Source organism: Paraburkholderia tagetis (assembly GCF_022213065.1).
Taxonomy (GTDB): Bacteria; Pseudomonadota; Gammaproteobacteria; order Burkholderiales; family Burkholderiaceae; genus Paraburkholderia; species Paraburkholderia tagetis.
Genome location: NZ_JAKLJA010000004.1, coordinates 278,201 through 303,372 on the forward strand (window position 1 = coordinate 278,201; position 25,172 = coordinate 303,372).

Here is a 25,172-nt window from a genome sequence, read left to right on the forward strand (position 1 = left end):
GAGGCGGATGTAATGACGAATCAGACGCAAAGACTGTATCTGAACGAAGTCGCCACGCGCGATGGTTTCCAGAACGAAGCAACGTTTATCGACACCGACGACAAGATCGCGCTCATCGACCAACTGAGCGCATGCGGTTACGCGAAGATCGAAGTGACCTCGTTCACGTCGCCGAAAGCGATTCCCGCGCTGCGCGACGCCGAGGCAGTGATGCACGGCATCGTGCGAGCGCCGGGCGTCGTCTATACGGTGCTGGTGCCCAATGTGCGCGGCGCGGAGCGCGCGCTCTCGTGCAACGTCGGCGAGGTGAATCTCGTGATGTCGGTGAGCGAGAGCCACAATCGCGCGAATCTGCGCATGACGCGCGAGCAATCGTTCGCTCAGCTATCCGATGTGATCGAGGCCGTGCGCGGCACCGGCGTGGCCATCAACGTGTCGCTTTCCACGGCGATGGGTTGCCCGATGGAGGGCGACGTGCCCACCGCGACGGTGCTCGAATGGATGCAGCGCTTCGCGCAGCGGGGCGTGAACGGCTTCACCCTTTGCGACACGACGGGCATGGCGCATCCGGCCCAGGTTCGCGCATTGTGCGAGCGCGCGCGCGAAGCATTTGGCGCGCGGGAACTCACGCTGCATTTCCACAATACGCGCGGCATGGCGCTCGCGAATATGCTCGCTGCGCTCGATGCGGGCATCGTGCGCTTCGACGCATCGCTGGGTGGCCTCGGCGGTTGTCCCTATGCACCGGGCGCGACCGGCAATGTCTGTACTGAGGAACTGGTGCACATGCTCGAACTGGACGGCTACGAAACGGGTGTGGATCTTGCGGCGGTACTGGAGGCCGCTGCGCGTCTGCCGGCGCTGATCGGGCACGATGTGCCGAGCCAGATTCTCAAGGCCGGCCGCCGCACCGACCTTCATCCGCTGCCCGCCGGCGCGCAGGACATGCCGGCGCAGCGCGCAGTTCTTTAAGGAGCGAAGCATGGCGCTGATCGATCATCTCGACCATCTGGTGGTGACTTGCGTGGACCCCGAGGCCACGAAGCATTTCTACACCGAGGTGCTGCAGATGCAGCTCGAGACATTCGGCGCGGGCCGGCTCGCGTTTCGCTTCGGCAACCAGAAGATCAATCTGCACGTGCGCGGCGCGGAATTCGAACCGAAGGCGCATGTGCCGGCGCCGGGCGCGCTCGATCTGTGCTTCATCGCATCGGTGCCGCTCGACGAAGTGATCGCGCATCTGGGCAAGTTCGACTGGCCCATTGTCGAAGGACCCGTCGAGCGCACGGGCGCGACGCAGAAGATACGCTCGGTCTATGTACGCGACCCGGATCTGAATCTCATCGAGATCTCCGAGCTGATTTGACGGGCCCTGGGCCTTGCGGTCCTTGCAGCTCTGGTTGCCCGCCCAAAGACGCGCCATGTGCGCGTCTTTTGTTTTCTCGTTTTCTTCAGCGGCCTGCGCTCGTTGTGCCGTCTTCCGCTTTCGGATGCGACTGCCGCTCACCGCACGGCTGGCTACTTTCGCGCGCGTCGCGGATGCCGCACAATGGCCTCTTCAAACAGCTTTTCTTCCAGCGTGTCCACCATGGTCAATCCGCTTCACTTCGATCTGCAGTCGCTGCGGGTCTTTCTGCTCGTCGCGGAGCATGGCAGTCTGACCAAGGCGGCCGAGCACGGGCAGCTCACGCTTTCGGCCGTCAGCAAACGCATCGCGGAACTCGAAAGCGTCACGGACTGCGCGCTCTTCATCCGGCGCGCGCGCGGCGTGGAACTGACGCCGGCCGGCCTCGCCTTGCTCGATCATGCGAACCGCGTCATCGACCAGGTCAACCGCATGGCGAACGAAATGGGCGACTACGCGGCCGGCGTGCGCGGACACGTTCGCATGTGGGCCAATACGTCGGCGATCGTACAGTTCCTGCCCGTCGATCTCGCGGGGTTTCTGAACGGAAATCCGGGCGTCAAGGTCAGTCTCGAAGAGCGCCTGAGCCACGAGATCGTGGCGGCGCTCGGCTCGGGCAAGGCCGATATCGGCGTGTTCGCCGACAATGTGCCGGCGCCCGGCATCGAGCGGCGCCTGTACCGGCGCGACGAACTGGTGTTGCTCGTGCCGCAGGGGCATCGTTTCGCGCAGCAGGAAATCATTCGTTTCGCGGATACGCTCGATGAAGACTACGTGGGCTTGAGCGATGGAAGCTCGCTGCTCGCGCGCATGACCGATGCGGCGTTCGCCGTGGAGCGTTCGCTCAAGCTGCGCATTCAGGCCTCGAACTTCGACGGCGTGTGCCGCATGATCGAAGCGGGGCTTGGCATCGGCGTTTTGCCGCGCGATTCGGTCAGCGACGAGCGCGGCAAGATCGGTGTTTCCAAAGTGAAACTCAGCGACGCGTGGGCGATGCGCACGCTCTGGGTCGGCGTGAAGGCGGGCGGTGCGCCGAGCTCCGATATCTTGAGCCTGTTCGATTACATGTCGGAACGTACTTGAGGCACCTCGAGTATCTGAGGTTCCTGAAGCGCCTGAAGCAATGAGGGCCGTGGCCGCGCAAAGCGCGGCACACGGCCCGTGATGCGGCAGTGCGATTCGGCGCGGGCGTCAGACGGGGTTGATCTCGTCCTGGCTGCGCCGCGTGGTAAGCGGTCCGAGCGTGCGCAGCGCAATGGCGACAATCGCGAGCGCAGCCGAAATCACGCCGAACATCGCGAGCGCGCCATGCTGGTTGAGCACGGGTAGCAGAATGAACGGCAGGGCGCCGCTAACGACGCGCGAGAGCGAGTAGGTGCTGCCGATGGCGGTGGAGCGCACGCTGGCGGGAAAGATCTCCGCCTGATAGACGTGGTAGGCGTTGCTGAATACATTCGACGCGCACGTAGTCAGGACGCCAAAGCAGATAATCAGGCCGATATGATTCGAATAGGCGAAGCCAAGGCCAAAGAGGGCGATTGCGATCAGAGAGACGATGATGAGCGTGCGCCGCTCGAACCAGTTGAGCAGCGGCACGGAGAGCAGCGAGCCGATGGGGTAGCCGAGGAACGAGAGCGCGACGAAGAGCGAGCTGCCCGTCAGGTCGAAACCGCGGCTTTTCACCACGACGCCGGCGAGCGTGCCAAAGCCGTAATAGCCGAAGCCCTGGAACAGATGGAAGATAGTCAGCATCAGATAGCGCTTGCCATACGGTGCGCGGCGTAGCAACGCGATACGCTCTCGTAGTTGCAACGGGCGCTTGCGTTCGCCGGATTCCGCAAAGGTCGCGGGCATGGCGACCCCCGCGCTTTCGGCGAACCGGCGCAGCGTGGCATGCGCTTCCTGGGCGCGCCCTTGTGCGAGCAGCCAGCGCGGGCTTTCCGGCAGACGATGCTTCACGGCCAGCACGAACACGGCACCCAGACCGCCGATCGCGAGAATCATGCGCCAGCCTGTGATCGCGCCGGCGTGCAGCGGATTGAGCCAGACCGCGAGAAAGCCCACCAGCGGCACGGCCACATACGACGTGGTATAGGCCCATGCCGCGAGGCGCCCGCGCCGATCTTTCGGCAGTATCTCCGAGAGGTAGCTGTCGGCGACGGGATAGATCGCGCCCACGCCTACTCCCGTGAGAAAGCGGCAGGCCACGAGCATGGCCGCGTTGACCGAAAATGCACCCAGCAGCGAGAACGCGCTGTACCAGACGAGCGTGAGCAGAAATGCGCGGCGCCGTCCAATGCGGTCCGCGAGGCTGCCGAGGCACAGCGACCCGAAGAACATGCCGATAAACGCGGAGGCGAGCAGCAGCTTGAAAGCGGTGCTGTGGCCGTCCAGACCATATTCGTTCTGTAGCGCCGAGCCGATCGAGCTGACGAGAAAGATCTCGTACATGTCGAAGAACAGGCCGATGCCCACGACCCACACCACGAAGCGGTGCAGCGCGCCTACCGGCATTTCGTCCATGAAGTTGCCGAGCGTCGTTGCTGCGAGGTCGGGCGCTTCGCGCCGGGCGGTGGTGAGCGGCGCGGGCGAGCTATCGCGGGCCGCGGGGCCGCCCAGATCCAAAGGTTGGCTGTTCATCGTGTCTCCAGCTATAGGTATGTCGCATCAAGCGGCAGGTCTTGTCCTCAACGCAGGGGCGATTCAAGCGCTGCGCGGGGTGAGGTGCGCCCGAGGGATCCCGCAGGGACTGGGCGCAAGGACAAGTGTGGGAGTTTTTCGCCAGTACGAAAATTGCGCATGTCTCAAGCATGCTTTCCTGGAGAGAAAGGCTGCCTTGGCGCGGGGACGATCCGTGGCTGCGGTGCGAGCCACGCGCGCCACGACGCTCCGCGGCCTCGTCCCATAAAGGAGTAATCTTCGATACGCCGCGCGCTTGTGCGGACCTTACAGGATCCGCGCGCGCGTTTTCACGCATGAAACCCTTGCGGATTGCTGACGATATGACCTGAGGAGCCGGGCCGATGGAAAGCGATTTCGGAACTATCGAGGTAGTCGTGGCGGCGGCAGTCGCCTTCGTGGGCAGCCACTTCATCCTGTCCCATCCCTTGCGCAAGCCCTTGGTGGGCGCGATCGGCGAGCGGGCGTTCCAGGGCGTTTACTCGCTGGTCTCGTTCGCGACGCTCGGCTGGATGATCGTGGCCTACCGGCGCGCTCCATTGATCGGGCCGCTGTGGGAAGTCGGCAGCGGCCTTTGGGCGCTCGTGACCGTGCTGATGCTGATCGCGTCGATCCTGCTGATGGGTTCGTTGATCCGCAACCCCGCGCTGCCCACGGGCGGGCGGCCCAGCGCGTATCCGGAGGCGGCGCTGGGTGTGTACGCGGTGACACGTCATCCGATGATGTGGGCCTTCGCCCTCTGGGGGCTGTGTCATATCGCGGTGTATCCGGTCGCGAAGAATATCGTCGTTGCGGCAGCGATAATCGTGCTCGCGCTCGTCGGCGCCGCCTTGCAGGACCGCAAGAAGGAGCGCTTGCAGCCCGAGCAATGGCCCGCGTGGGAGGCGAAAACGAGCTATCTGCCGTTCGCGGCCATTGCAGCCGGCCGCGCGCGGCTCGGCGGCTTCGGCATGCACGCGCTGGCAGGCGGCCTCATCGTCTGGCTCGTCGCCACCTGGGCGCACAGGCCGATCGCCGGCATGGCCGCCGGGATCTGGCGCTGGCTGTAGCGGGTCATACAGCACTCATAGCGGGCTTGTAGTTTCTCGCGACGGTGGCCGCGCGAGCGCGTCGCGCGGCGGGACCTCACAGCTTCGGCTGGTCGGTCGGGTCCATCGACGTTCCCGGAATGCCTTGCGTGCGCGCGCTCACCTCCAGCTCTTGCGCGAGCGCCGCGCGGCGCTCGTCGGTCGGCTTCGCGTGCTGCGCATTATCGAGCGCCGGAACGATGTAGCCGTTCACCATCTGCCGGAACATCTGCACGTTTTTCGCATCGCGCAGGCCGCCTTCGATCGGCAGCATGCTCGTCATCACGATCACCGTGTTGCGTTTGGGCAGCACCGTGATGAACTGCCCCTTGAAGCCCATCGCGTCATACTCGGGCTCGCTCTCGACGATGTTGTTGACCCACCAGTAGTAGCCAAAGTGCGGCGATACCGCCGGTGTGGTCATCTGCGCGATCCACTGCTGTGGCACGACCTGGCGTCCCTGCCAGCGGCCATGATCGAGCACGAGCATACCGATTTTCGCCATGTCGACCGCGCGCAGCCGCAAGCCCCATCCCGCCGAGACCAGTCCCTTCCGGTCTGCGCGCTCCCAGGCCGCGTGCTTCATGTCGAGCGGCTCGAACACGTGCGCCTGCGCGTACCGCTCGACGGGCTCGCGCGCCGCCGCGCTCAGCATGGCCGAAGCCAGGATCGGATTGATGTCCGTGTATTCGAACACCGTGCCGGGCGCCGCCTTCGGTTTGGTTGCGGCCGCAAGCTTCAGGCGGTCGGGCGCCGTGTAGTAGATGGGATCGTCCTTGGGCCGGAAGTCGTAGTGCAGGCCGCTCGACATCGAAAGCACGTGGCGTAGCTCGATGTCGCGCTTGTCGGCGAAGTCCGCGCGCAGGTCCGGGCGCCATGCGCTCAACTGGTCCGCCACCGAATCGTTCAGGCCGATGGAGCCCTGGCCGGCCAGGATGCCCGCGACGAGCGAGGTCACCGACTTGGTCACGGAATACAGCTCGTAGTTGGCGTCGCGCGACGCGCCCGCGCCATAGCGCTCGAAAATCAGCTTGCCGTCTTTCACCACGAGCAGGCTGTAGACGTCGAGCTTTTGCTCGCGGATCCATTGCGAGAGCCGCACGAGCTCGCGCGAATCGACGCCTGCGTCCTCGGGCGAAGCCGCCTCGATACCGGTTTCGTGCAGCGCGGCAGGCGCGGTGCCTGCCTGCTGCGCCGAAGCCGCGAATGGCACGAACGCGCTCGCGCCGAGCATGAACGGCACCATGCGCGAGAGCAGCGCGCGCATGCCCGACAATGCGCCTGACGTTTCCGGAGAGCGCGCTTTGCGCGATGCACCTTGTGCACTTGACGCGCGCCGCGCAGGGAACAGCAGGACCGGCTGGGTTGTCATCGTTGTGGTTTCCATCAGGTTTCGGGTGCGTCGTTGAATGCGGTGGCCGTGCCCGGAACCCCCTGGGTCTGGCGGCTCTTCTCGAGTTCCTCGCGCAGCGCCTGCGTTTTCGCGGCGGTCTGCGCAGGTTTGCTCGCGGGCGTGAGGGCGGGAAGAATGTACTCGTTGACCATGCGCCGATACTGCTGGAGGTAGGTCGCGTCGCGCAGCCCGCCATCGGTGGGCAGCAAGCTCGTCATTACGACCACGGCTCGATATAGTCGAAGTGCGTGCCGGGCGCCGCCGCGGTGGCGCGGCTCGTGACCGCGACGCGCAGCCGGTCGGGCGCTTCGTAGTAGAGCGGGTCGGTGCCTTCGCGCGTCTGATAGCTGAGGCCGCTCGACATCGACATCAGGTGGCGCAGTTCGATGTTTTGCTTGTCAGCGAGTTCGCCCGCCAGGTCGGGGCGCGCCTGAGCGATCATGGGCGCGACTTTCGTTGACGGCGTGAGCTTGCCTTCGCCCACCAGGACGCCGGTGAGCAGCGCGGTGATTGTCTTCGTGACCGAATAGAGCTCGTAGTTGTTGTCGCGCGTGAGTCCGTCGCTGTAGCGCTCGAATACGATCTTGCCGTCCTTCACGATCACGAGGCTGCGCACGCCCATCTTGTCGTTGCGAAGCCACTGCGACATGTGTATGAGCGGCGCTGAATCGACGCCGATCGATTCGGGCACCACCGTGGGCATGTCGTGTGGCGCTGCGCCGGCTGTGGGCGCTGCCGCTTGTGTATGTCCTGCGGATCCCGCGACGATTGCCGCCGCTGCCGCTATCGTGCGTAACGCTTTAGGCATTCTCATTGAGTGCTCCTTCCTTCGTTTTGCTTATGGGTTTTACTCTGGGTCTGGGTTTCGCGTTTCCTTGTTTTCGTGTCGGTCTGCTAGCGTTGCCCCTGTGCGGGGCGGCACCTACTTTTCTTTGCAGCGGCAAAGAAAAGTAGGCAAAAGAAAGCCGCTCAAACCGCCAGTGTTACGCAGTGGACCACTTGCCTTTAATCGGAGCGGTTCCGGAGCGTCTGTCGCCACGCGACGTACAACGGAGTGACTAAGGGCTCATTCCTCCGGTGGCGCTGTGCGCCCCGTGGGGCATAACCCCAAACCAGTGGGGCGCGTGCGCATTCGCATTCGCTTACCCAGGCAGTACTCATGGTTTCCCATGCAACGCATCCTAAACGATGCTGTTGCACTTGTATCTTGAAACCGCCCCTACTTTTCTTTGCGGCTGCAAAGAAAAGTAGGGGCCGCCCCGCACAGGGGCAATGCTGGCAGACCGACACGAACACAAGGAACCGCGACCCCCATAAAAACAAAATCACAAACGACCGTGCGGAGCCACAAGTCGGATCACGAAATCGAGATCGTTCGACATGCCCTTCCTGACCAGAAAAACCAGAAAAATCTTCCAGCGGACGCTGGACTTGTGTACCGCCGTGGCGGCCACACTGGATGCTGTTGACATGAACGGCTCCTGAACAGTCGCGCAACGTTGGGCAGAGTATAGAATTAGAGATAAATAATTACAAATACGATAAGCTATTGATTTATAAAAGAGTGATAAGAAATTCAGGGTATATCCCAGGATCATGCTAAGCTTTCGCTACGATGAACCAATCGAATGCCACACCACTGTTGTTGCGCACCCGCGGCATGGCCGCGGAGATTGCCGCGCGCCTGCGCGTCATGATTGACGAGGGCGAGATGCCCCCGGGCGCGCGCATCGACGAGAAGGAAATGTGCGCGGCGTTCGACGTGTCGAAGACGCCCTTGCGCGAGGCGCTCAAGGTGCTGGTGTCGGAAGGCCGCGTGACGCACCGGCAATACAACGGCTACCGTGTCGCGGCGATCGACCTCGACGACCTCGCCAGCACCTTCGAGATGCTGCACGGGCTCGAAACCATGGCGGGAGAGCTTGTGCAGCAGCGCGTGAGCGGCACGCAACTGGCCGCCATCGGGGCCAAGCACCGGCGCATGGCGGAGTGCCACAACGCGGGCAAGCGGCTCGAGTATTTCCGGCTCAACCAGCAGATCCACCAGATGATCGTGGATGCGGCCGCGAATCCGGTCCTGTCGACTATCTATGCGACGCTGATGTCGAAAGTGCATCGCGCGCGCGGCGCCGCCAACACCGACATGCTGCGCTGGTCCGAGTCCATGGAAGAGCACGAGGCGATTCTCGCCGCGCTCGATGACCCCACGCACGCGGATTTGCCGCAGATCCTGCGCGCGCACTCCGAGAATACGGCGCGCGAAGTGCTGGCCGTGCTCAATCGCACGCGCACCGATACGGCGCCGGCGCGGGATGCGGGCATGATGCCGGAGGTCTCCGGCGAGCCCGAGGAAGTGGCGGGCTCCAATCAGCGCTGATCAGGTTTGACGCTCGCGTAACGCGGCGCTTTCGCAGGTCTGCCGGTCAGCCAGTACCGGAATCCTCGCTTTCTTCATATCGCTTCTTCGTCTGAATTTCGTCGGCATGGCAATGCTGCTGCGTCACTGGCGCACCGGTTCGGCACGCGGCATGCGCAACATGCGTGGACACTCTGCGAGCGCCGTTACAACAAGGAGCCAATCATGAACGCCATTCCACGCTATGAGGTCAACGTTTGTGGAGGCGACTTCCAGCACGTGCGCGAACGTTTTCGCGAGTGGAAGAACGAGCCGCTTATCTATCGGAAGGATCAAAGAATGTTCGAGGGAAGGTACGAGGTCCGGCCCCTCTCGGCACGGCGCTACGGCGATACCGAAGAAGCGCGCAAGGCGCTCCAGACGGCGTGCGACCCTCAGGACGATTACGCACTGGCCGCCGAGGTGGACGACGGCGAGCGCGACATCTGGATCGTGATGGCGGCTTATCCGGCGGATTAGGGGCTGGCAGGCGTGTACGTTGCCGCAACGGCTGCGTGCAACGGCAGGCGTCTTCAGCTACGCCCGGAATGCTTCATGCGCTTGATGACGAGCAGACACATCGCCGGCACATGGACGACGCCCATGCCGCATGCGATCACGGCCCACGGCGGCGCTGCCGGGCCGGTCAGCATGGCGCTCACCACGCCGAACCCAAGACCCACGAGCAGCAGCGACGCATGCGCGACGAGCCGCTTGCGCCCTGGAAGCGTGAAGCGCGGAATGCTCGCGTGGACAAACACGACGATCAATAGCGCGAGTGTGGCAACCAGTGGGGCCATGAGTTTCCTGTGTTTTCTGTGTTTGCGATGACGAGGCGTGTACGAGCCCGCGCTTTGCTCATGCTTCGTTCGTGATTGTGCACGGATCGGCGGCGCGCCGGAATGTCCTGTGCCGCAACGCGCGTGCCTCATGTGTCGTGTATCTCTTATCGACTCGCACGCGGTTTTTTCCCTTGCACCGCATGGCCTACGGTGTGGAGCGAGACGGAATCGCGCCGCAAATCGGCGCCGCAAATCGCCTACACTACAAAACCGGCGGCAACGGGCCTTTCCCGTGCCGCCGCGTCCCCATGGCCCACATCTTCTTCGCAGCCTCGATTCAACGGCATGTCGCAACGCCCGAGCGCGAGATCGACGCGCGCACGCTGGGCGAGGCGTTCGAGGCCGTTTTCAGCGCGCAGCCGCGGTTGCGCGGCTACATCCTCGACGATCAAGGCGCGCTGCGGCGGCATCTGTCCGTGTTCGTGGACGGTCAGCCAGTGCGCGACCGGCAGCATCTTTCCGATACGTTGAGCGAGGCAAGCCGCGTCTACGTGGTTCAGGCGCTGTCGGGCGGGTAAAGGGCAAGTAAAGGGCAGGTAAAGGACGGGTAGGCGGCTAACTCTGGTCGACAGGAGACACTCCACATGAGCGATCGATTGCTTGTCGCAACGCGCAAAGGACTGTTCGTGCTGCATGACGACGGCCAGGGCGGCTGGACGCATGGCGCGCCGCATTTCGCGGGCGAGCCGGTAAGCATGGTGCTGCCCGATCCGCGAGACGGGACGCTTTACGCCGCGCTCAATCTCGGCCACTTCGGCGTGAAACTGCACCGGCAGCGCGCGGGCATGACGGATTGGGAAGAGTGCGCGGTTCCTGTCTACCCGCCGCAACCGCCCGACGAGAGGCGCGCCGCCAACGGCGCGAGCGCAAGCGCGGATAAAGTCGCGGACCTGGACGCCAGCAATCCCAACAACGCGAGCGACGCCGCACTCAGCCCGACAACACCACCATCGCCCCCAACGCCACCATCGCCCCCCTGGACGCTCCAGCAAATCTGGTCGCTCGAAGCCGGCGGCCCGGACGAGCCGGGCGTCCTCTGGGCCGGCACGATTCCCGGCGGCCTGTTCCGCTCCGGCGACGGCGGCGACACCTGGGTTCTCAACCGCGCGCTATGGGACCGACCGGAGCGCCCCGAATGGTTCGGCGGCGGCTATGACGCGCCGGGCATCCATTCCGTGATGATCGACCCGCGCGACAGCCGGCACGTGACGATCGGCATATCGTGCGGCGGCGTCTGGCAAAGCTTTGATGCCGGCGCGACCTGGCTGCTGAGCTCCGAGGGCATGGAGGCCGACTACATGCCGCCCGAACGGCGCGGCGAGGCCAATGTGCAGGACCCGCACCGCGTCGTGCAATGCGCCGCGAACCCCGACGTGCTGTGGACGCAGCATCACTGCGCGATCTTCCGCTCGACCGATGGCGCGGCGCACTGGCGGCGCATCGAGGCGCAGCCCTCGAGCTTCGGCTTCGCGGTGGCCGTGCATCCGCGCGAGCCCGACACCGCATGGTTCGTGCCGGCCGTGAAAGACGCGTGCCGGATTCCGGTGGACGGCAAGTTCGTGGTGACGCGCACGCGCGACGGCGGCCGCACGTTCGAGCGCTTCTCGAACGGCTTGCCGCCAGCGCCGGCCTATGACCTCGTGTATCGGCACGGGCTTGTCGTGGACGATTCGGGCACGCGTCTCGCGATGGGCTCGACTACCGGCGCGCTATGGACCTCCAGCGACGGCGGCGAAAACTGGCGGCTGATTTCCGCGCATTTGCCGCCGATCTATTGCGTGCGGTTTGCTTGAGGATTACTGATCAAATCAAAATCCCTGCGCGCTGCCCGTGGTGTGTGCAACGAGCAGCACGACGCACGCCAAAGAAGCGCCACAATGTTGATCTGATCGTGTTCGATTCCAGCACGCCCCAAACGAAAATGCCCCGGCACGTGCGTGCCGGGGCGAAGTGCTTGCCACGCTACAGGCAAAAAGAGCTGCAAGCTCTGCGGGTTTAGGTGATGATCCGGGCACTCGCGCAGTGATCCCCGCGCATCCCGGGAGAACGTCCCCGGATTCGATGCGCGCTGGTCGTCATGATCCGCTATGGCGATCCTGCCGTACAGAAGCAGTTGCCGCAAAATCGACCGCAGCAGAACACTTTTCAACGCCGGCGGGACAGACGAAAATTGAGCGCTCCGCGGCGCACGCAGGCAGTGCGGGCCGCGACCTCATCTGAAGAGAACGCATGACACGCTACGAACAGCTGGCGCAGAGCATGGCTGTGGAGATTCGCTCGGGGAACCTCGCACCCGGCGCGCGGATGCCCTCGCTGCGGCAGATCATCGCCCAGCACGGCGTGAGTCAGTCCACCGTCTCGCGCGCTTACTATCTGCTCGAACAATGGGGCCTCGTGCTGGCCGAGGAACGCTCGGGCTACTATGTCGCGCCGCCCGCGAACGCTCCTGAAGCGGCGGCGCGCGCGAGCGCTGGGGAGTCGGCCACGGTCGATATCAGCGAGCTCGTGTTCTCGGTGCTCGACGCCGCCAAGCAGCCCGGCATCGTGCCGCTCGGCTCGGCCTTTCCGTCGCCCTTGTTGTTTCCGCTCTCGCGCCTCGCGAAATCGCTCGGCCAGGCCGCGCGCAACGTGAGTCCGTGGAGCACGGTTGTCGATCTGCCGCCAGGCAATGAAAACCTGCGGCGGCAGATTGCGCTGCGCTACCTGCGCGTGGGCATCTCGCAGCCCGCCGACGACATCGTCGTCACCAATGGCGCGCTCGAAGCGCTCAATCTGTGCCTGATGGCGGTCACGCAGCCCGGCGATATCGTCGCCGTGGAGTCGCCGGGCTTTTATGTCGCCCTTCAGGCGATCGAGCGCCTCGGCTTGCGCGCCGTGGAGATTCCCGTCGACCCGACGGCCGGTCTCGACCTCGACGCGCTCGCGCAGGCGCTGGAGAAGCACCCGATTCGCGCGTGCTGGTTCATGACGAACTTCCAGAATCCCACGGGCGTGACGTTATCGGCGGAAAAGAAGCAGGCGCTCGTCGAGCTGCTGGCGCGGCACGAGGTTCCGCTGATCGAAGACGATGTGTATGGCGAACTGCATTACGCGCCGAACTATCCGCCGCCGGCCATGGCGTTCGACAGGCGCGGGCTCGTCATGCACTGCGGGTCGTTTTCGAAGACGCTCGCGCCCGGCTACCGGGTCGGCTGGGCGAGCGCGGGGCGCTTTGCGGAGCGCGTGCAGCGGCTCAAGCTCATGACCACGCTTTCGGCGAGCATTCCCGTGCAGGCCGGCATTGCCGATTATCTGGAGCACGGCGGCTATGAGCGCCATCTGAAGAAGATCCGGCTCGCGCTGCAAGCGCAGCGCGATGCGATGGCCGGGGCGATTCGCCGCTGGCTGCCGGAGGGCACGCAGCAGACGCAACCCGAGGGCGGCTATTTTCTCTGGCTGAGGTTCCGCGAGCCCATCGACGCGATGGCGTTGCATCGGCTGGCCATCGAGCGCGGCATCAGCGTGGCGCCAGGGCCGCTATTTTCCGTATCGCACGGGTTCGAGAACTGTATCCGGCTGAACTATGGGCACCCATGGTCGCCTCGCATCGAGGAGGCGATTCGCACGCTGGGCGCGTTGCTCGTGCGTCCCGAGGTGCGCGCGCACGATTGAGCGCGCCCCCGGGAGTGGCTTGACGTCGTTACGCCTTGATGTCGTTAAGCCTTGACGTTCCAGACCCAGCCGGCCGGATCGGCCACCTTGCCGCGCTGGATGCCGGTGAGCAGCGTGCGCAGGCGGCGCGTGACTTCGCCTTCGCCGCCGTCGCCGATCGAGAATTCGCCGCCCGCGTGGCGCACGCTGCCAATCGCCGTGACGACCGCCGCCGTGCCGCACGCGAACGTTTCCTTGACGCGGCCCGACGCGGCGTCTTCGCGCCAGGCGTCGAACGAGTAGGGCGCCTCGTTGACGGTCAGGCCTTCCTTGCGTGCGAGTTCGATGATCGACGCGCGCGTGATGCCCGGCAGGATCGTGCCGGAAAGCGGCGGCGTGACCAGCGAGCCGTCGTCGAGCACGAAGAACACGTTCATGCCGCCGAGCTCCTCGATCCAGCGGTGCTGTGCCGCGTCGAGGAAGACGACCTGGTCGCAGCCGTGCGCCGAAGCCTCGGTCTGCGCGATCAGGCTGGCCGCGTAGTTGCCGCCGCACTTGGCTGCGCCCGTGCCGCCCGGCGCCGCGCGCGTGTACTGGTCCGACACCCACACCGTGACCGCCGACTTGCCCGACTTGAAATAGGGGCCGACCGGGCAGGCGATCACGCAGAAGATGTATTCGCTGGCCGCCCGCACGCCGAGGAAGCTCTCGTTGGCGAACATGAAGGGGCGCAGGTAGAGGCTGCCGTCACCGCCCGGCACCCAGGCGCGGTCGATGTCGACGAGCGCTTCGACCGCGCGCAGGAACAGCTCTTCGGGCAAGTCGGCCATCGACATGCGCGCGGCCGAGGCGCGGAAGCGCTTGGCGTTTTCCTGCGGGCGGAACAGCGAGATCTGGCCGTTTTCGCCGCGATAGGCCTTCATGCCCTCGAAAATCTCCTGCGCGTAGTGCAGGACGGCACAGGCCGGGTCGATCTGGAACGGGCGGCGCGCTTCCACCTTGGCGTCATGCCAGCCGGTGCCTTCCGTCCAGCGGATCGTGACCATGTGATCCGTGAAAACGCGTCCAAACACCGGATTGGTCAGCCGGGCGGCGATTTCCTCGACCGGCGTGGGGTTCGGGTGCCGTTCCACGGCGATTTCAAGGGGACGGAGGGTGTTCATTTGCGTCGTCTCTCGCGGTTATTGATCGAAAAAGCCCAGGCCGATGTTCTACCAGATATCGCGAGGTTCGGCGAATATTCGTCTGGAATTGGCTCCTTGAGGTCCTTCAGGCCGTCGCTCGCTGCGAGACCGTGGACGGGACTTTCACGCGGCTGACATAAGCGAGTGCGGACAGACTGATCATGGCGGTCGCGATCAGCCAGAAGCTCGGCGCGCTCTTGTTGCCGGTCGCGCTCAGCATCCACGTGACGATGGCCGGCGTGAAGCCGCCGAACACGGTCACGCCGATGTTGTAGCCGATCGACATGCCGGTCGCGCGCGTCGCGGCCGGGAAGATCTCGGCCATCAGCGCGGGCAGGGCGCCGAAATAGATCGACTTCAGGAGCGCCAGCCATGCGATCAGAACGAAGAGCGGGAGCGCGCTCGAATGGCTCGTTGCCCAGGCAAAGCCGGGATACGCGCTGACGAGAAACAGCAGCGCCACGCAGGTCATCTGCGTGCGCCGGCCGATGCGGTCGGACAGATGCCCCGCGAACGGCGTGACGACCGTGAGAATCACGCCGCCCGCCATCGTCGCCGCGAAGCCCGTCGCCGCAGGCAGATGGAGCTGGCGGATCGCGAAGGTCGGAATGTACTGGAGCAGATAGTTGACCGCCGTCGAGACGGTCAGCAGGCCGATGGCCGTGAGCACGAGCCGCTTTTGCTGGCCCAGCACCTCGCGCACGGGCGTTTCGGTGCGCTCGGCGCGCTTGAAGTCCTCGGCGTCCTCGATGAAGCGGCGCAGATAGAGACCCACCGGACCGATCAGCAATCCGAAGAAAAACGGCAGGCGCCAGCCCCACGCCGCGAGATCGGCGGGCGCCAGCAGGCGCGCGAGGCCGTAGCCGAACGAGGCTGCGAGCAGCGTTGCCAGGCCTTGGGTCGCGAACTGCCAGCTCGCGAGAAAGCCGCGCCGATGCGGGGCATGCTCGATCAACATGGCGGTCGATGCGCCGAACTCGCCGCCCGCCGAAAAGCCCTGAATGAGCCGCGCGGCGAACACCGCGAGCGGCGCAGCCACGCCGATGGCGGCGTAATCGGGAATCAGCGCGATGATCGCCGTGCCCACCATCATGAGGCCGACCGACACCATCAGCGCCGCCTTGCGCCCGCGCCGGTCGGCATAGGCGCCCAGAATCGCGCCGCCGAGCGGGCGCACGAGATACGACGCGCCGAAGGTGCCGAACGTGAGCAGCATCGAAACGGTGTCGTTATCGGACGGAAAGAAGTGCTTGCCGATATACACCGCGAAGAACCCGTAAATGGCGATGTCGAACCATTCGAGCGCGTTGCCGGCGGAGGTGGCGATGACGAGCCTGACAAGGCTCACGGGTTGCTTGGCGGACATGGCGGCGGGCCTTTTAAAGAACGGCGTCGGAGGATTGTGTTTGCGTTTGCGCCTGGGCTTGTGCCAGGGTTTGGGCGGTGCGCGTGGCGGCGAGGCGCGCGGCGGCGTCGCCGAGGTCCCACCAGAGCCCGGCCATCACGGCGAGCGCCTCGCGCGCGACCGAGCCGAGCAGATGCTCGTTCGGCGCATGCTGCGCGCAGGCCGGATACGAGTGCGGGACCCAGAGCGTCGGCAGGCCGAGCGTGTACGCGAACACGTCGTTGGGCACCGTGCCGCCCAGGTTCGGCAGCAGCGCCGGTTTCTTGCCCGTGGACGCGCGCAGCGACGCGAGCGCCCAGTGCACCCAGGCGTCGTCGGGGTCGAGGCGCGTGGCCGCCGAAATCTGCGTGACGCGCACTTTCACCTCGTCAAAGCCGAGCCGAGCGAAATGCGCTTCGAGATGCTCGCCCACGCGCCCGGCGTCCGTGCCCACCACGAAGCGAAGCTGGCAGGTCGCCCTGGCCGTGGGCGGGATCGCGTTGACGGGCGCATCGGGGTTGCCGGCCTTGAACGCGAGCACTTCGAGCGTGTTCCAGGCGATCACGCGCTCGGTGGTCGTGAGGCCGGGCTCGCCCCAGTCCGGGTCGATCGCGGGCGCGTTCTCGTCGCCGCCGAGCACGATGTCGGCGAGCGCTTCGCGCACGCTTGCCGGGATGGGCGGCGGCCGCAGGCCGTCCACGGCGATGGCGCCGTGCCGGTCGACGAGGCTCGCGATCGCGTGCGAGAGCACGATCGCCGGATTGCGCAGCGCGCCGCCCCAGTTGCCCGAGTGATGGGCACCCTTGCGTAGATCGACGAGCAGCTCGAAGGCCACGCCGCCGCGCGAGCCGAGAAAGAGCGTGGGCCGCTCGGCCAGCACGCGTGGGCCGTCCGAGGCGATGAACACGTCGGACGCGAGCGCGTCGCCGTGTGCCGCGCAGACCTCGTCGAGACCCGGCGAGCCGATTTCCTCGCCGGTTTCGAAAATCAGCTTCACGTTGTAGCCGAGCTTGCCGCCGCGCGCGTCGAGCACCGCGGCGAGCGCGGCGAAGTTCACGGAGTGCTGGCCCTTGTTGTCCGCCGTGCCGCGCCCATACCAGCGGTCGCCTTCCACGGTGATCGTCCAGGGCGCGAGGCCCTCGCGCCATTGTTCGTCGTAGCCGCGCACGACGTCGCCGTGGCCGTAGGTCAGCACGGTCGGCAGCGCCGGGTCTTCGATGCGCTCGGCGATCAGCATCGGCGCGCGCTCGGCCGCCGGATTCTCGACGACGCGGCTCGTGAAGCCGAGCGGGGCGAGCGAGGGCGCGACTTCGTCGGTGAGATAGGCGCGCACGGCATCGGCTTGCGCGGGATTCTGGCTTTCCGTGCGAAAGCCTACGCGGCGCTGGAGATCGGCGAAAAACGCACCGGAGTCATAGGCGCGCAGCGCGCGGTCGATGGCGGTTTGGCGCGACCCGGTCTGGCGCGACCCGGTTTGTCGAGGCTCGTTCAAGGGGGCTCCTCTCTTGTCTGGCTTGGGTGCAGGAAGTAAAGCCAGTCTAGGAACGTCAAAAATTCGCAACAATTTCAAAATTTGCGGATAGCATTGCCAAAATGGCAATGCTAAGAATGCGTCGTGGACGCTTATTGACCGGATCAACCGATGCTTCATGGAATCGCCTTGCGCTACTTCGTCGAGGTCGCGCGCACCGGGTCGCTGGCTGCGGCCTCGGAGAGTTTGCATGTGGCCGTCTCGGCCATCAGCCGGCAGATCAGCAAGCTGGAGCAGGACGTGGGCACGGCGCTCTTCGAGCGCATGCCGCGCGGCATGGTGCTGACCGAATCAGGCGAGCGGCTCGCCGAGCACGCGCGGCGCGCGCTGCTCGAAGGCGACGCCGTGCTCGCCGAAATCGCCACGGCTAGGGCGCTCGGGCGCGGCATCGTGCGCATCGGCTGCACGGAGGGCTTCACGCGCTCGTTCCTGCCGCACGTTTTGGCGGAGCATCACGCCGCAGCGCCGCAGGTGCACTTCAATTTGCGCTCGGGCACGCCTGCGCAGGTCGAGCAGTGGGTGGCCACCGGCGAGGTGGATCTGGGGCTGGCGTTTTCGAGCGGCGACCCCGCGAAGGTCCAGGTGGAATACAGCACCGAGGCGCCGGTCTGCGCGCTGCTCGCCCCCGAGCACCCGCTGGCGCGCCGCGCGTCGCTCACGCTCGCGGATCTGCGCGACTACCCCGTCGCGCTGCTGGCGCGCGGCAACACCGCTCGCCAGCTATTCGACGAATGCTGCGCGCGCCACGGCATCACGCTCGAACCCATCCTCACGAGCAACAATTCGAGCGCGTTGCACGCGTTCGCGTCGCTGGCCGGCGCGATCACGCTCGGCAGCAAGCTCTCGCTTTCGGGGCTCGGGAGCGATCTTTCGCTGGTCGCGAAGCGCTTCGACGAGCCCTTGCTCAATCAGCGCAACCTCTGCGTGATGACAATGCGCGAACGGCGGCTTTCGCGCCCGATCGAGCGTGTGCTGAGGGCCTTGATCGTGGAGATCGAGCGCGCGTTGTGAAGCAATGCGTCGCGCGCAACGATGCCGTTGGTTTTTCGAGTGCCAGCAAGCGAGCGGGGCGGGGCGTCGGGTGAGTGCGCCGGTGCTAAGCTCTTTTCGGCTTGTAGCGTATTTTGTGGGCAGTCCAGAGCATGACCCAATATCCGGAGATTGACACCATGACAGTAGAAAAAGTGGCAGTGGTTACCGCGGGCGGCAGTGGCATGGGCGCCGCCGCCGCGCGACGCCTGGCCGCCGATGGCTTCAAGATTGCAATCCTTTCGTCGTCGGGCAAAGGCGAGGCGCTCGCGGCGGAACTCGGCGGCGTCGGGGTGACGGGCTCGAACCAGTCGACCGACGACCTGCGCAAGCTCGTCGATCTGACCGTGTCGCGCTGGGGCCGCATCGACGTGCTGGTGAACAGCGCCGGCCACGGCCCGCGCGGCCCGCTCCTCGATATCTCCGACGAAGACTGGCATCGCGGCATGGACACCTATCTGATGAACGTGATTCGCCCGACTCGTCTCGTCGCCCCCATCATGCAGAAGCAGCGCAGCGGCGTCGTGATCAATATCTCCACCGCGTGGGCTTTCGAGCCGAGCGAGATGTTCCCCACCTCGACCGTGTTCCGCGCGGGCCTCGCCTCGTACACCAAGCTTTTCGCGGACAGTCAGGCCAAGCACAACATTCGCATGAACAACGTGTTACCCGGCTGGATCGATAGCCTGCCCGCGCTGGAGGCGCGTCGCGAAAGCGTCCCGCTGCAACGTTATGGAACGAGCGAAGAGATCGCGGCCACCATCGCCTTCCTGGCCTCGGATGGCGCGGCCTACATTACCGGCCAGAATATTCGCGTCGACGGCGGCGTGACCAGATCGGTCTGAGTCTGCGATGCTGGAGCTGTCTCCAGACGGTCACAAGCGTGCGCGGTTTTCGCGCTGCAACGGTGCGTGGCAGGGCGGCTGGGTCGTGCCATGAACACCCTTGCGGCGGAGGCAAATATCCGTGTGCCGCGGCTTTGACTTTGCCTGGTGCGTCCACTAGATTCAAATGACGCAGCCCAGCGTGCGGCAGGGTTTCTCAGGTAAATCAAAGGGCTAGAGCGCCGCTTTCGGGAGGGGCCGGTTTCGGACGATGTCTCGACAGGAGAACGATCGTGACTTCCTGGGAAATCCAGGGCACCGAGTTGATCAGTTGCAATTGCTCATACGGTTGCCCTTGCCAGTTCAACGCGCTGCCGACCCATGGCCGGTGTGAAGCAATGGGTGCGATTTCGATCGCCGAAGGCTTCCACGGCGACGTGCGGCTCGACGGCGTCAATATCGCAGTGGTCTTTCAATGGCCGGGCGCCGTGCACGAAGGCAGGGGGAAGTGCCAGCCGATCGTCGACGAACGGACCAGCCCGGAACAACGCGAAGCTATCCTGAAGATCATGACAGGTCAGGATACCGAACCATTCGCCACGATGTTCGCGGTCTATGCGTCGACGCTCGAGCAGGCGTTCGAGCCGATCTTCACGAAGATCGATTTCGACGTCGATGTCGATGCGAGACGCGGCCGGGTTCATGTCGACGGCGTCTTCGATCTCGAAGGCGAGCCGATTCTCAACGTGGTGACCGGCGCCGAGCATCGCGTCCGAATCGATCTGCCGCAAGGCTTCGAATACGAGCTTGCCGAAATCGGTTCTGGCAAGGGCCGCTCGCAAGGCAACATCGCGCTGGATCTGAGCGGGACGTATGCGCAGTTTGCGCGGCTGCACTTGAACAACCAGGGGCCGATCCGGCATCGCGCCACCGCATGAGCGCGGTCGAAAGCGTGCTTGGCCGTGGTCGTGCAATCACGGCGCTAGGCATTGCCGGGGTCATGGCGGCGTCGTGGTACTACCTCTGGACAGGAGCGGGAACAGGCATGTCGGCGCTAGCCATGACGGCGGCGACGCTGTTCCCGCATCGGCTCGCGAGCAGCGGCAGCATGCAAATGTCGCTGCCGGCCGTGATCGTCATGTGGTGGATCATGATGATCGCGATGATGACGCCCAGCGCCGCGCCGCTGATCCTGCTGTATCGCCGCGTCATCCGGTATCGCGGTGCGCCGGAATCGAACACCGCCGCCATGTCGATGTGTCTTCTGGCCGGCTATCTCAGCGCGTGGCTCGCGTTTTCGATTGGCGTGTCCTGGCTGCAAATGATCCTGCAACCGCGCGGTCTCATTTCCGCAATGATGCTGTGGTCGAAGAGCGCCGTGCTTTCCTCGATCATCCTCGCGGCGGCGGGCATCTATCAGTTCACGCCGCTCAAGCGCGCCTGCCTCAAGCAGTGCCGCTCGCCGGTCAATTTCCTGACTGAGCATTGGCGCCCGGGCGTGGCGGGCTGCTTCCTGCTCGGCGCGCATCATGGGATCTACTGCGTCGGGTGCTGCTGGTTGCTAATGGCGCTGCTATTTGTAGGCGGCGTCATGAACGTGCTGTGGATCGCCGCGCTCTCGCTGATCGTCCTCGTCGAAAAAATCCTGCCGGGCGGCGAGCGCATCGGCCAGGCGCTGGGCGTGGCGTTGATCGTGTGGGCCGGCGCGACGCTGCTGGTGTGAGCGGCGGGCGCCCGGTTACAGCGTCGGACGCCGGCTGCGTGCTTCGGCCAGACGTTCGATGGCCTTGTGCGCCTTGTCGATCTCGTTGGTCTTGTCGAAGAAATAATGCGCGCCCGCCGCCAGGCAGGCGTCGCGAAAAGGCCGACTCGATTGATTGGTCAGCACGACCATGACGACCGGCGGCCCGCGGCGGGCGAGCGCGGATATCAACTCGAGCCCGCTCGCGCCCGGCAAGCGCAAGTCGGTGATCACGACATCGGGGCGGCTCGCGGCGATGCCCCTCAGTGCGGCGGGAATCTCCTCGGCTTCGCCGACCACGCGAACCCCGGCGATCGTGTGGAGCAGCGCCGCAATCCGGCGCCGCAACGATGCCGAGTCTTCGACGAGGAAGACGGTCAATTGTGTCGATGAGGCGTTCGCGTCCATGTGCCGAAGTATCGTGCCCGCCGTCGCGCAATGAAATCGGCCACGGTTGAACTTCGGGTAGGCGAAACGGAAGCTGTGTAGGCGGATTCCTACCCGATCTGCATATGGGGCAACGCGCCTGGGCGGGGTGCCGGTTCGCGCCAGACCGGGTCGCGCTAGACGGGTCGAGCTAGACATCGTCGTCGTCGTCGAACAGCTTGTGGCGCATGGCATAGCGCACGAGCGCGGCCTCGTGCGGCATGCGCATTTTTTCGAGGATGCGCGTCTTGTACGTGCTGACCGTCTTCGCGCTCACGCTGAGTTCCTGTGCGATCTCCGTGATGGTTTCTCCGGCCGCGAGGCGGCGGAACACGTCGAATTCGCGGTCGGAGAGGCGCTGGTGCGGCAGCGCGTCGGCGGGTTCGTTCAGGCTCTGGGCGAACTGCTCGGCCATCGCGAGGCTCACGTACACGCCGCCCGCGGCGACCTTGGTCACGGCCGCAACGAGTTCCGCTCCGGCGCTTTCCTTCGTCAGATAGCCGGATGCGCCGGCCTTGAACGCCCGCACCGCGTACTGCTGCTCGGCGTGCATGGTCAGCACGAGAATGCGCAGCTCGGGCTTTTCTTCCTTGATCTGCTTGATCAATTCGACGCCGTTGCGTCCCGGCATCGAAAGATCGAGCAGCAGCACTTGCGCGGGAGTCGAGCGGATCAGCGCGATCGTGCTCACGCCGTCGCGCGCCTCGCCTGCCACGTCGAATCCGCTGGCGTTCTGCAGGATATGACGTAGACCGTCGCGCACGAGCGCATGGTCGTCGGCGATCAAGACTTGGGTCATCAGTGTCGGTCCTCCAGCTGTGCCGCTGGTTGTGGCGCGGGTTGCAGGAAAGTCATCGCGATCGCGCGGCGCCTGGTGCTGGCCGTGGCGTGCGCAACCGATTCATCGTGCATGGACAAGCATCTGTGGGCGCCGCAGTCCGGCCGCAGCGGGCAACAGGCAGTATGCAATAGTTGCCTTCGGCGTGCATCATCTGCTCAAATGCCTTTTCCGGATTCCTTTGCAGGCACGAGCATGGGTCGCGACCGAGAAGACGGCAATCAGATGTTCCTGTCGACCTTGCCTGCCGGGCGCAGCGAGCGACGGCTCGCGCTCACGGTGATACTCGTGAGCTTCGTATTGTTCGCCATCTGCGCGCCGTTTGCCAAGCGTCCGCTGCCGGTGGTGGGGGCGTTCATCCCGATCTACGAATCGGCCCTGGTGATGAACGACCTGATTACGGCCATGCTGCTGTTCGGTCAATTCAATTCGCTGCGCTCGCGTGCGCTGCTCGCGCTCGGCAGCGGCTACCTCTTCACCGCAGGCATGACGATCGTGCATGGCCTCACGTTCCCGGGCCTGTTCGCACCCGCCGGGCTGCTAGGCGCCGGCCCGCAAAGCACCGCGTGGCTCTATATGTTCTGGCATGCCGGGTTCCCCTGTTGTGTCACGGCCTATGTGCTGCTCGGGAACGCTGCGGGCGGCCAGCGACGCGACATTCCCAGGCGTTCCACGCGCGCGTCGATCGCATTCTGCGTGGTGGCCGTGGCGGCACTCGTCTGCGGCCTGACCGCGTTTGCCACGGCGGGCAAGGCGCTGCTGCCCGATCTCCTCGTCAACGGACGCTTCACCTGGACATACCGGTTCGTGATCGGCACCGTGTGGCTGGCGAGCCCGTGCGCGTTCGCGATGCTGTGGCGGCACGGCAGGCGCACGGCGCTCGATATGTGGTTGATGGTGGTGATGACGGCATGGATGATCGACATCGCGCTCGCGGCGATGCTCAATCATGGCCGGTTCGATCTCGGGTTCTATGCGGGACGCATTTACGGTCTGCTGGCGGCGAGCTTCGTGCTGATCGTCCTGCTGGTCGAGAGCGGCACGCTCTATGCACGGCTCGTCGCGCTCACGCGCCGGGACCTGCGCGAGCGCATGCGCGTGAAGGAGTTGGAGCATCTGGGGCATCTCTCGGCCGGCATCCAGGCCGCGCGCGAAGAGGAGCAAAAGCGCATCGCGCGCGAACTGCACGACGATCTCGGGCAGCGGCTGACCGCCCTCAAGATCGACCTGACGATGCTCGAAGTCGATCTCGACGGCCGCACGATGGCGCCGGCGTTGCGCGGGCGCGCGCGCTCGATGATGACGCTGATCGACGAGACCGTGAGGTCGGTGCGCCATATCGCGGCGGGGCTGCGCCCGACCGTGCTCGACGACCTCGGGCTCGTGCCGGCGCTCGAGTGGCTGGCCGGCGATTTCGAAAGCCGCAATGGGATCGTGGTGGATCTGCTCATCGACATCGACGATCTGAACTTCGATTCGGCGGCGGCCACCGCCGTGTACCGGATCGTCCAGGAGGCGCTCACGAACGTCGCCAGACACGCGGAGGCCACCGAAGTGCACATCGAGGTCGTGCTCGATGGCGATGCGTGCCGGATCGGAGTGGCGGACAACGGGCGCGGCTCGGCGGCGAGCGCGATGCACAAGGCGCAGTCGTTCGGTTTGCTTGGCATCCGCGAGCGGGTCCGGCAATTGAATGGCGCCGTGTCGGTCGATACGGCGCCGGGCGAAGGATTTCGCTTGTCGGTCAGCTTGCCGGTGAGTGCGCTGAATCGCGAGGCATCAGCTTAGGGCGGTGCGGATTTCCGGCGCGTCGTTCGTTTGATTTGGGCCTGCTTTCCGTGCGCGTTTCAGCGGGTTCGCGCGCGCCATCCGCTTGGCAAGGCGCGCCCGTCCTTGCCTTCCCGCGCTTGCCGGCGCGCGAGGGCGGCTGGCAAATCGCGCAGACTTTACCGTTCGGCGCGTCGTATTTGTGGATCACGAACTTGCCCGCGCAGCGGCGGCATGATGTCAGTTGCAGGAGGCCACCGTTGAAAAAGCGCACGAGTGTCCAGGCGCGCGTCAAATCGAGCTGCATCTCGAGACCGTTGTGCACGCAGTGCTCCCGATACAGGCGAAATCCCTTGGTCAGCGCGTCGAGATGCGAGCAGCCCGCTTCGTCCTTGAGAAACACATACGTGTTGTAGAAGAGCGATGCGTGGATATTGGCCTGCCATGTCATGTACCAGTCGGCGGACGAGGGCAGCATGCCCTTCGGCGGCGACTCCCCCTTGATCTCGTGGTACAGCCGGATCAGCCGGTCGCGCGGCAGCGCAAGCTCGCTTTCGAGCACCTGCATCCGTGCGCCGAGTTCGATCAGCGCGCTCGCGCGCACGACTTCCCGCGCATCTTCGATGATGCTGACCCTGGACATGGCTCGCCTCGGCCCGTTCACGCGAACTGTTCGGCGGGCTGGCCCGCGAGCAGCACGGCCGCATGCGTGTGCGCGAGATCCACGTGCTTCGCCGGTGCCGCCAGCACGGAGAGCATCTGATGGTCGTTGATCCGGAAGAAGCACAGCAGTTGATTGCACGCGGCGAGCTTGACGGTCTGGGCCAGCGTCAGCCCGGCCAGCAGGTCGGCCACTTGCTCGGACAGGCCGAGCCGGAACATGCCCGTCGGGCGGTCGTCGTGCAGCAGGCGTTGCGCAAGCGCGAGATAGGACAGGTTGAGTTCCTGAATGGATTGCAGTGTTTCGGCGCTGTTCATGAGGTTCCCCCGTTCAAGGGCCACGTCGATATTTCCTGATGGAAGTATTGCTTTCGCGG

The 25,172-nt window shown here is 65.1% G+C and carries 27 protein-coding genes; 14 read left to right on the forward strand and 13 right to left on the reverse strand.

The window, feature by feature from the left end; genetic code table 11:
- The first annotated feature begins 12 nt into the window (after positions 1–12).
- From L5014_RS08295 to L5014_RS08305, 3 genes are all read left to right on the forward strand, one after another.
- Positions 13–972, forward strand: a complete 960-nt coding sequence (locus L5014_RS08295) for a hydroxymethylglutaryl-CoA lyase (RefSeq protein WP_238463098.1) — start codon at positions 13–15, stop codon at positions 970–972.
- Positions 973–982: 10 nt separating this feature from the next.
- Complete coding sequence (locus L5014_RS08300; RefSeq protein WP_238463099.1) at positions 983–1,366, forward strand: VOC family protein; 384 nt, start codon at positions 983–985, stop codon at positions 1,364–1,366.
- 222 nt (positions 1,367–1,588) lie between these two features.
- Positions 1,589–2,488, forward strand: coding sequence for a LysR family transcriptional regulator (locus L5014_RS08305; RefSeq protein WP_238463198.1), 900 nt, complete (start codon positions 1,589–1,591; stop codon positions 2,486–2,488).
- 108 nt (positions 2,489–2,596) lie between these two features.
- Here the strand turns inward: L5014_RS08305 and L5014_RS08310 are convergent, their stop codons facing one another.
- Positions 2,597–4,045 (reverse strand): MFS transporter, encoded by a 1,449-nt coding sequence (locus tag L5014_RS08310; protein WP_238463100.1) that lies wholly within the window; start codon positions 4,043–4,045, stop codon positions 2,597–2,599.
- 383 nt (positions 4,046–4,428) lie between these two features.
- Here L5014_RS08310 and L5014_RS08315 point away from each other — a divergent pair, with 383 nt between their 5' ends.
- A complete protein-coding gene (locus L5014_RS08315; RefSeq protein WP_238463101.1) occupies positions 4,429–5,133 on the forward strand; it encodes an NnrU family protein in 705 nt (234 codons plus the stop codon).
- Positions 5,134–5,209: 76 nt separating this feature from the next.
- On the opposite strand, the gene L5014_RS08320 is transcribed toward L5014_RS08315, so the two are convergent.
- The 4 genes from L5014_RS08320 to L5014_RS08335 all read right to left on the reverse strand — a co-directional run bounded on the left by L5014_RS08320 (position 5,210) and on the right by L5014_RS08335 (position 8,016).
- Positions 5,210–6,385, reverse strand: a complete 1,176-nt coding sequence (locus L5014_RS08320) for a serine hydrolase domain-containing protein (protein ID WP_420800039.1) — start codon at positions 6,383–6,385, stop codon at positions 5,210–5,212.
- A gap of 152 nt (positions 6,386–6,537) precedes the next feature.
- On the reverse strand, positions 6,538–6,762 hold the full coding sequence (locus tag L5014_RS08325) for a hypothetical protein (RefSeq protein ID WP_238463103.1): 225 nt from the start codon (positions 6,760–6,762) through the stop codon (positions 6,538–6,540).
- Entirely contained in the window at positions 6,762–7,358 is a 597-nt protein-coding gene (locus L5014_RS08330; protein WP_238463104.1) for a serine hydrolase domain-containing protein, read from the reverse strand. The genes L5014_RS08325 and L5014_RS08330 overlap by 1 nt, the downstream gene beginning before the upstream one ends.
- Positions 7,359–7,869: 511 nt before the next feature.
- A complete protein-coding gene (locus L5014_RS08335; RefSeq protein WP_238463105.1) occupies positions 7,870–8,016 on the reverse strand; it encodes a hypothetical protein in 147 nt (48 codons plus the stop codon).
- Positions 8,017–8,159: 143 nt separating this feature from the next.
- Here L5014_RS08335 and L5014_RS08340 point away from each other — a divergent pair, with 143 nt between their 5' ends.
- Together L5014_RS08340 and L5014_RS08345 are read left to right on the forward strand one after the other, a co-directional pair.
- Positions 8,160–8,921 (forward strand): GntR family transcriptional regulator, encoded by a 762-nt coding sequence (locus tag L5014_RS08340; RefSeq protein WP_238463106.1) that lies wholly within the window; start codon positions 8,160–8,162, stop codon positions 8,919–8,921.
- A 204-nt stretch (positions 8,922–9,125) separates the two neighbouring features.
- Positions 9,126–9,419: a hypothetical protein gene (locus L5014_RS08345; protein WP_238463107.1), complete on the forward strand. Its 294-nt coding sequence runs from the start codon at positions 9,126–9,128 to the stop codon at positions 9,417–9,419.
- Positions 9,420–9,472: 53 nt separating this feature from the next.
- On the opposite strand, the gene L5014_RS08350 is transcribed toward L5014_RS08345, so the two are convergent.
- Positions 9,473–9,739 (reverse strand): hypothetical protein, encoded by a 267-nt coding sequence (locus L5014_RS08350; protein ID WP_238463108.1) that lies wholly within the window; start codon positions 9,737–9,739, stop codon positions 9,473–9,475.
- 290 nt (positions 9,740–10,029) lie between these two features.
- Here L5014_RS08350 and L5014_RS08355 point away from each other — a divergent pair, with 290 nt between their 5' ends.
- The 3 genes from L5014_RS08355 (at position 10,030) to L5014_RS08365 (ending at position 13,432) form a co-directional block, all read left to right on the forward strand.
- A complete protein-coding gene (locus L5014_RS08355) occupies positions 10,030–10,299 on the forward strand; it encodes a MoaD/ThiS family protein (protein WP_238463109.1) in 270 nt (89 codons plus the stop codon).
- A 66-nt stretch (positions 10,300–10,365) separates the two neighbouring features.
- Positions 10,366–11,574 carry a WD40/YVTN/BNR-like repeat-containing protein gene (locus L5014_RS08360; protein ID WP_238463110.1) on the forward strand — a complete coding sequence of 403 codons (1,209 nt, stop codon included), beginning with the start codon at positions 10,366–10,368 and terminating at the stop codon, positions 11,572–11,574.
- Positions 11,575–12,010: 436 nt separating this feature from the next.
- Entirely contained in the window at positions 12,011–13,432 is a 1,422-nt protein-coding gene (locus tag L5014_RS08365; RefSeq protein WP_238463111.1) for an aminotransferase-like domain-containing protein, read from the forward strand.
- Positions 13,433–13,476: 44 nt separating this feature from the next.
- Here the strand turns inward: L5014_RS08365 and L5014_RS08370 are convergent, their stop codons facing one another.
- The 3 genes from L5014_RS08370 to L5014_RS08380 form a co-directional block, all read right to left on the reverse strand.
- Positions 13,477–14,574, reverse strand: coding sequence for a branched-chain amino acid aminotransferase (locus tag L5014_RS08370; RefSeq protein ID WP_238463112.1), 1,098 nt, complete (start codon positions 14,572–14,574; stop codon positions 13,477–13,479).
- Positions 14,575–14,680: 106 nt separating this feature from the next.
- The gene (locus tag L5014_RS08375) at positions 14,681–15,961 is read right to left on the reverse strand and encodes an MFS transporter (RefSeq protein WP_338019270.1); all 1,281 of its coding nucleotides are present in this window, start codon (positions 15,959–15,961) and stop codon (positions 14,681–14,683) included.
- 13 nt (positions 15,962–15,974) lie between these two features.
- Complete coding sequence (locus L5014_RS08380) at positions 15,975–17,471, reverse strand: M20 family metallopeptidase (protein WP_238463113.1); 1,497 nt, start codon at positions 17,469–17,471, stop codon at positions 15,975–15,977.
- A 150-nt stretch (positions 17,472–17,621) separates the two neighbouring features.
- On the opposite strand from L5014_RS08380, the gene L5014_RS08385 reads away from it, so the two are divergent.
- The 4 genes from L5014_RS08385 (at position 17,622) to L5014_RS08400 (ending at position 21,086) form a co-directional block, all read left to right on the forward strand.
- A complete protein-coding gene (locus L5014_RS08385) occupies positions 17,622–18,521 on the forward strand; it encodes a LysR family transcriptional regulator (RefSeq protein WP_238463114.1) in 900 nt (299 codons plus the stop codon).
- 158 nt (positions 18,522–18,679) lie between these two features.
- Positions 18,680–19,384 (forward strand): SDR family oxidoreductase, encoded by a 705-nt coding sequence (locus L5014_RS08390; protein WP_238463115.1) that lies wholly within the window; start codon positions 18,680–18,682, stop codon positions 19,382–19,384.
- A 272-nt stretch (positions 19,385–19,656) separates the two neighbouring features.
- Positions 19,657–20,301 (forward strand): DUF1326 domain-containing protein, encoded by a 645-nt coding sequence (locus L5014_RS08395; protein WP_238463116.1) that lies wholly within the window; start codon positions 19,657–19,659, stop codon positions 20,299–20,301.
- Positions 20,298–21,086, forward strand: coding sequence for a DUF2182 domain-containing protein (locus L5014_RS08400; RefSeq protein WP_238463117.1), 789 nt, complete (start codon positions 20,298–20,300; stop codon positions 21,084–21,086). Before L5014_RS08395 ends, L5014_RS08400 begins: the two co-directional genes overlap by 4 nt.
- 15 nt (positions 21,087–21,101) lie before the next feature.
- On the opposite strand, the gene L5014_RS08405 is transcribed toward L5014_RS08400, so the two are convergent.
- The gene (locus L5014_RS08405) at positions 21,102–21,512 is read right to left on the reverse strand and encodes a response regulator (RefSeq protein WP_238463118.1); all 411 of its coding nucleotides are present in this window, start codon (positions 21,510–21,512) and stop codon (positions 21,102–21,104) included.
- 169 nt (positions 21,513–21,681) lie between these two features.
- The gene (locus L5014_RS08410) at positions 21,682–22,329 is read right to left on the reverse strand and encodes a response regulator (RefSeq protein ID WP_238463119.1); all 648 of its coding nucleotides are present in this window, start codon (positions 22,327–22,329) and stop codon (positions 21,682–21,684) included.
- Positions 22,330–22,563: 234 nt separating this feature from the next.
- On the opposite strand from L5014_RS08410, the gene L5014_RS08415 reads away from it, so the two are divergent.
- Entirely contained in the window at positions 22,564–24,156 is a 1,593-nt protein-coding gene (locus tag L5014_RS08415; protein ID WP_238463120.1) for a sensor histidine kinase, read from the forward strand.
- Here L5014_RS08415 and flhC read toward each other — a convergent pair.
- Together flhC and flhD are read right to left on the reverse strand one after the other, a co-directional pair.
- Positions 24,113–24,778 carry a flagellar transcriptional regulator FlhC gene (gene flhC / locus L5014_RS08420; RefSeq protein WP_238463121.1) on the reverse strand — a complete coding sequence of 222 codons (666 nt, stop codon included), beginning with the start codon at positions 24,776–24,778 and terminating at the stop codon, positions 24,113–24,115. The genes L5014_RS08415 and flhC overlap by 44 nt on opposite strands.
- A gap of 17 nt (positions 24,779–24,795) precedes the next feature.
- Complete coding sequence (gene flhD, locus L5014_RS08425) at positions 24,796–25,113, reverse strand: flagellar transcriptional regulator FlhD (RefSeq protein WP_238463122.1); 318 nt, start codon at positions 25,111–25,113, stop codon at positions 24,796–24,798.
- Positions 25,114–25,172: the final 59 nt, after the last annotated feature.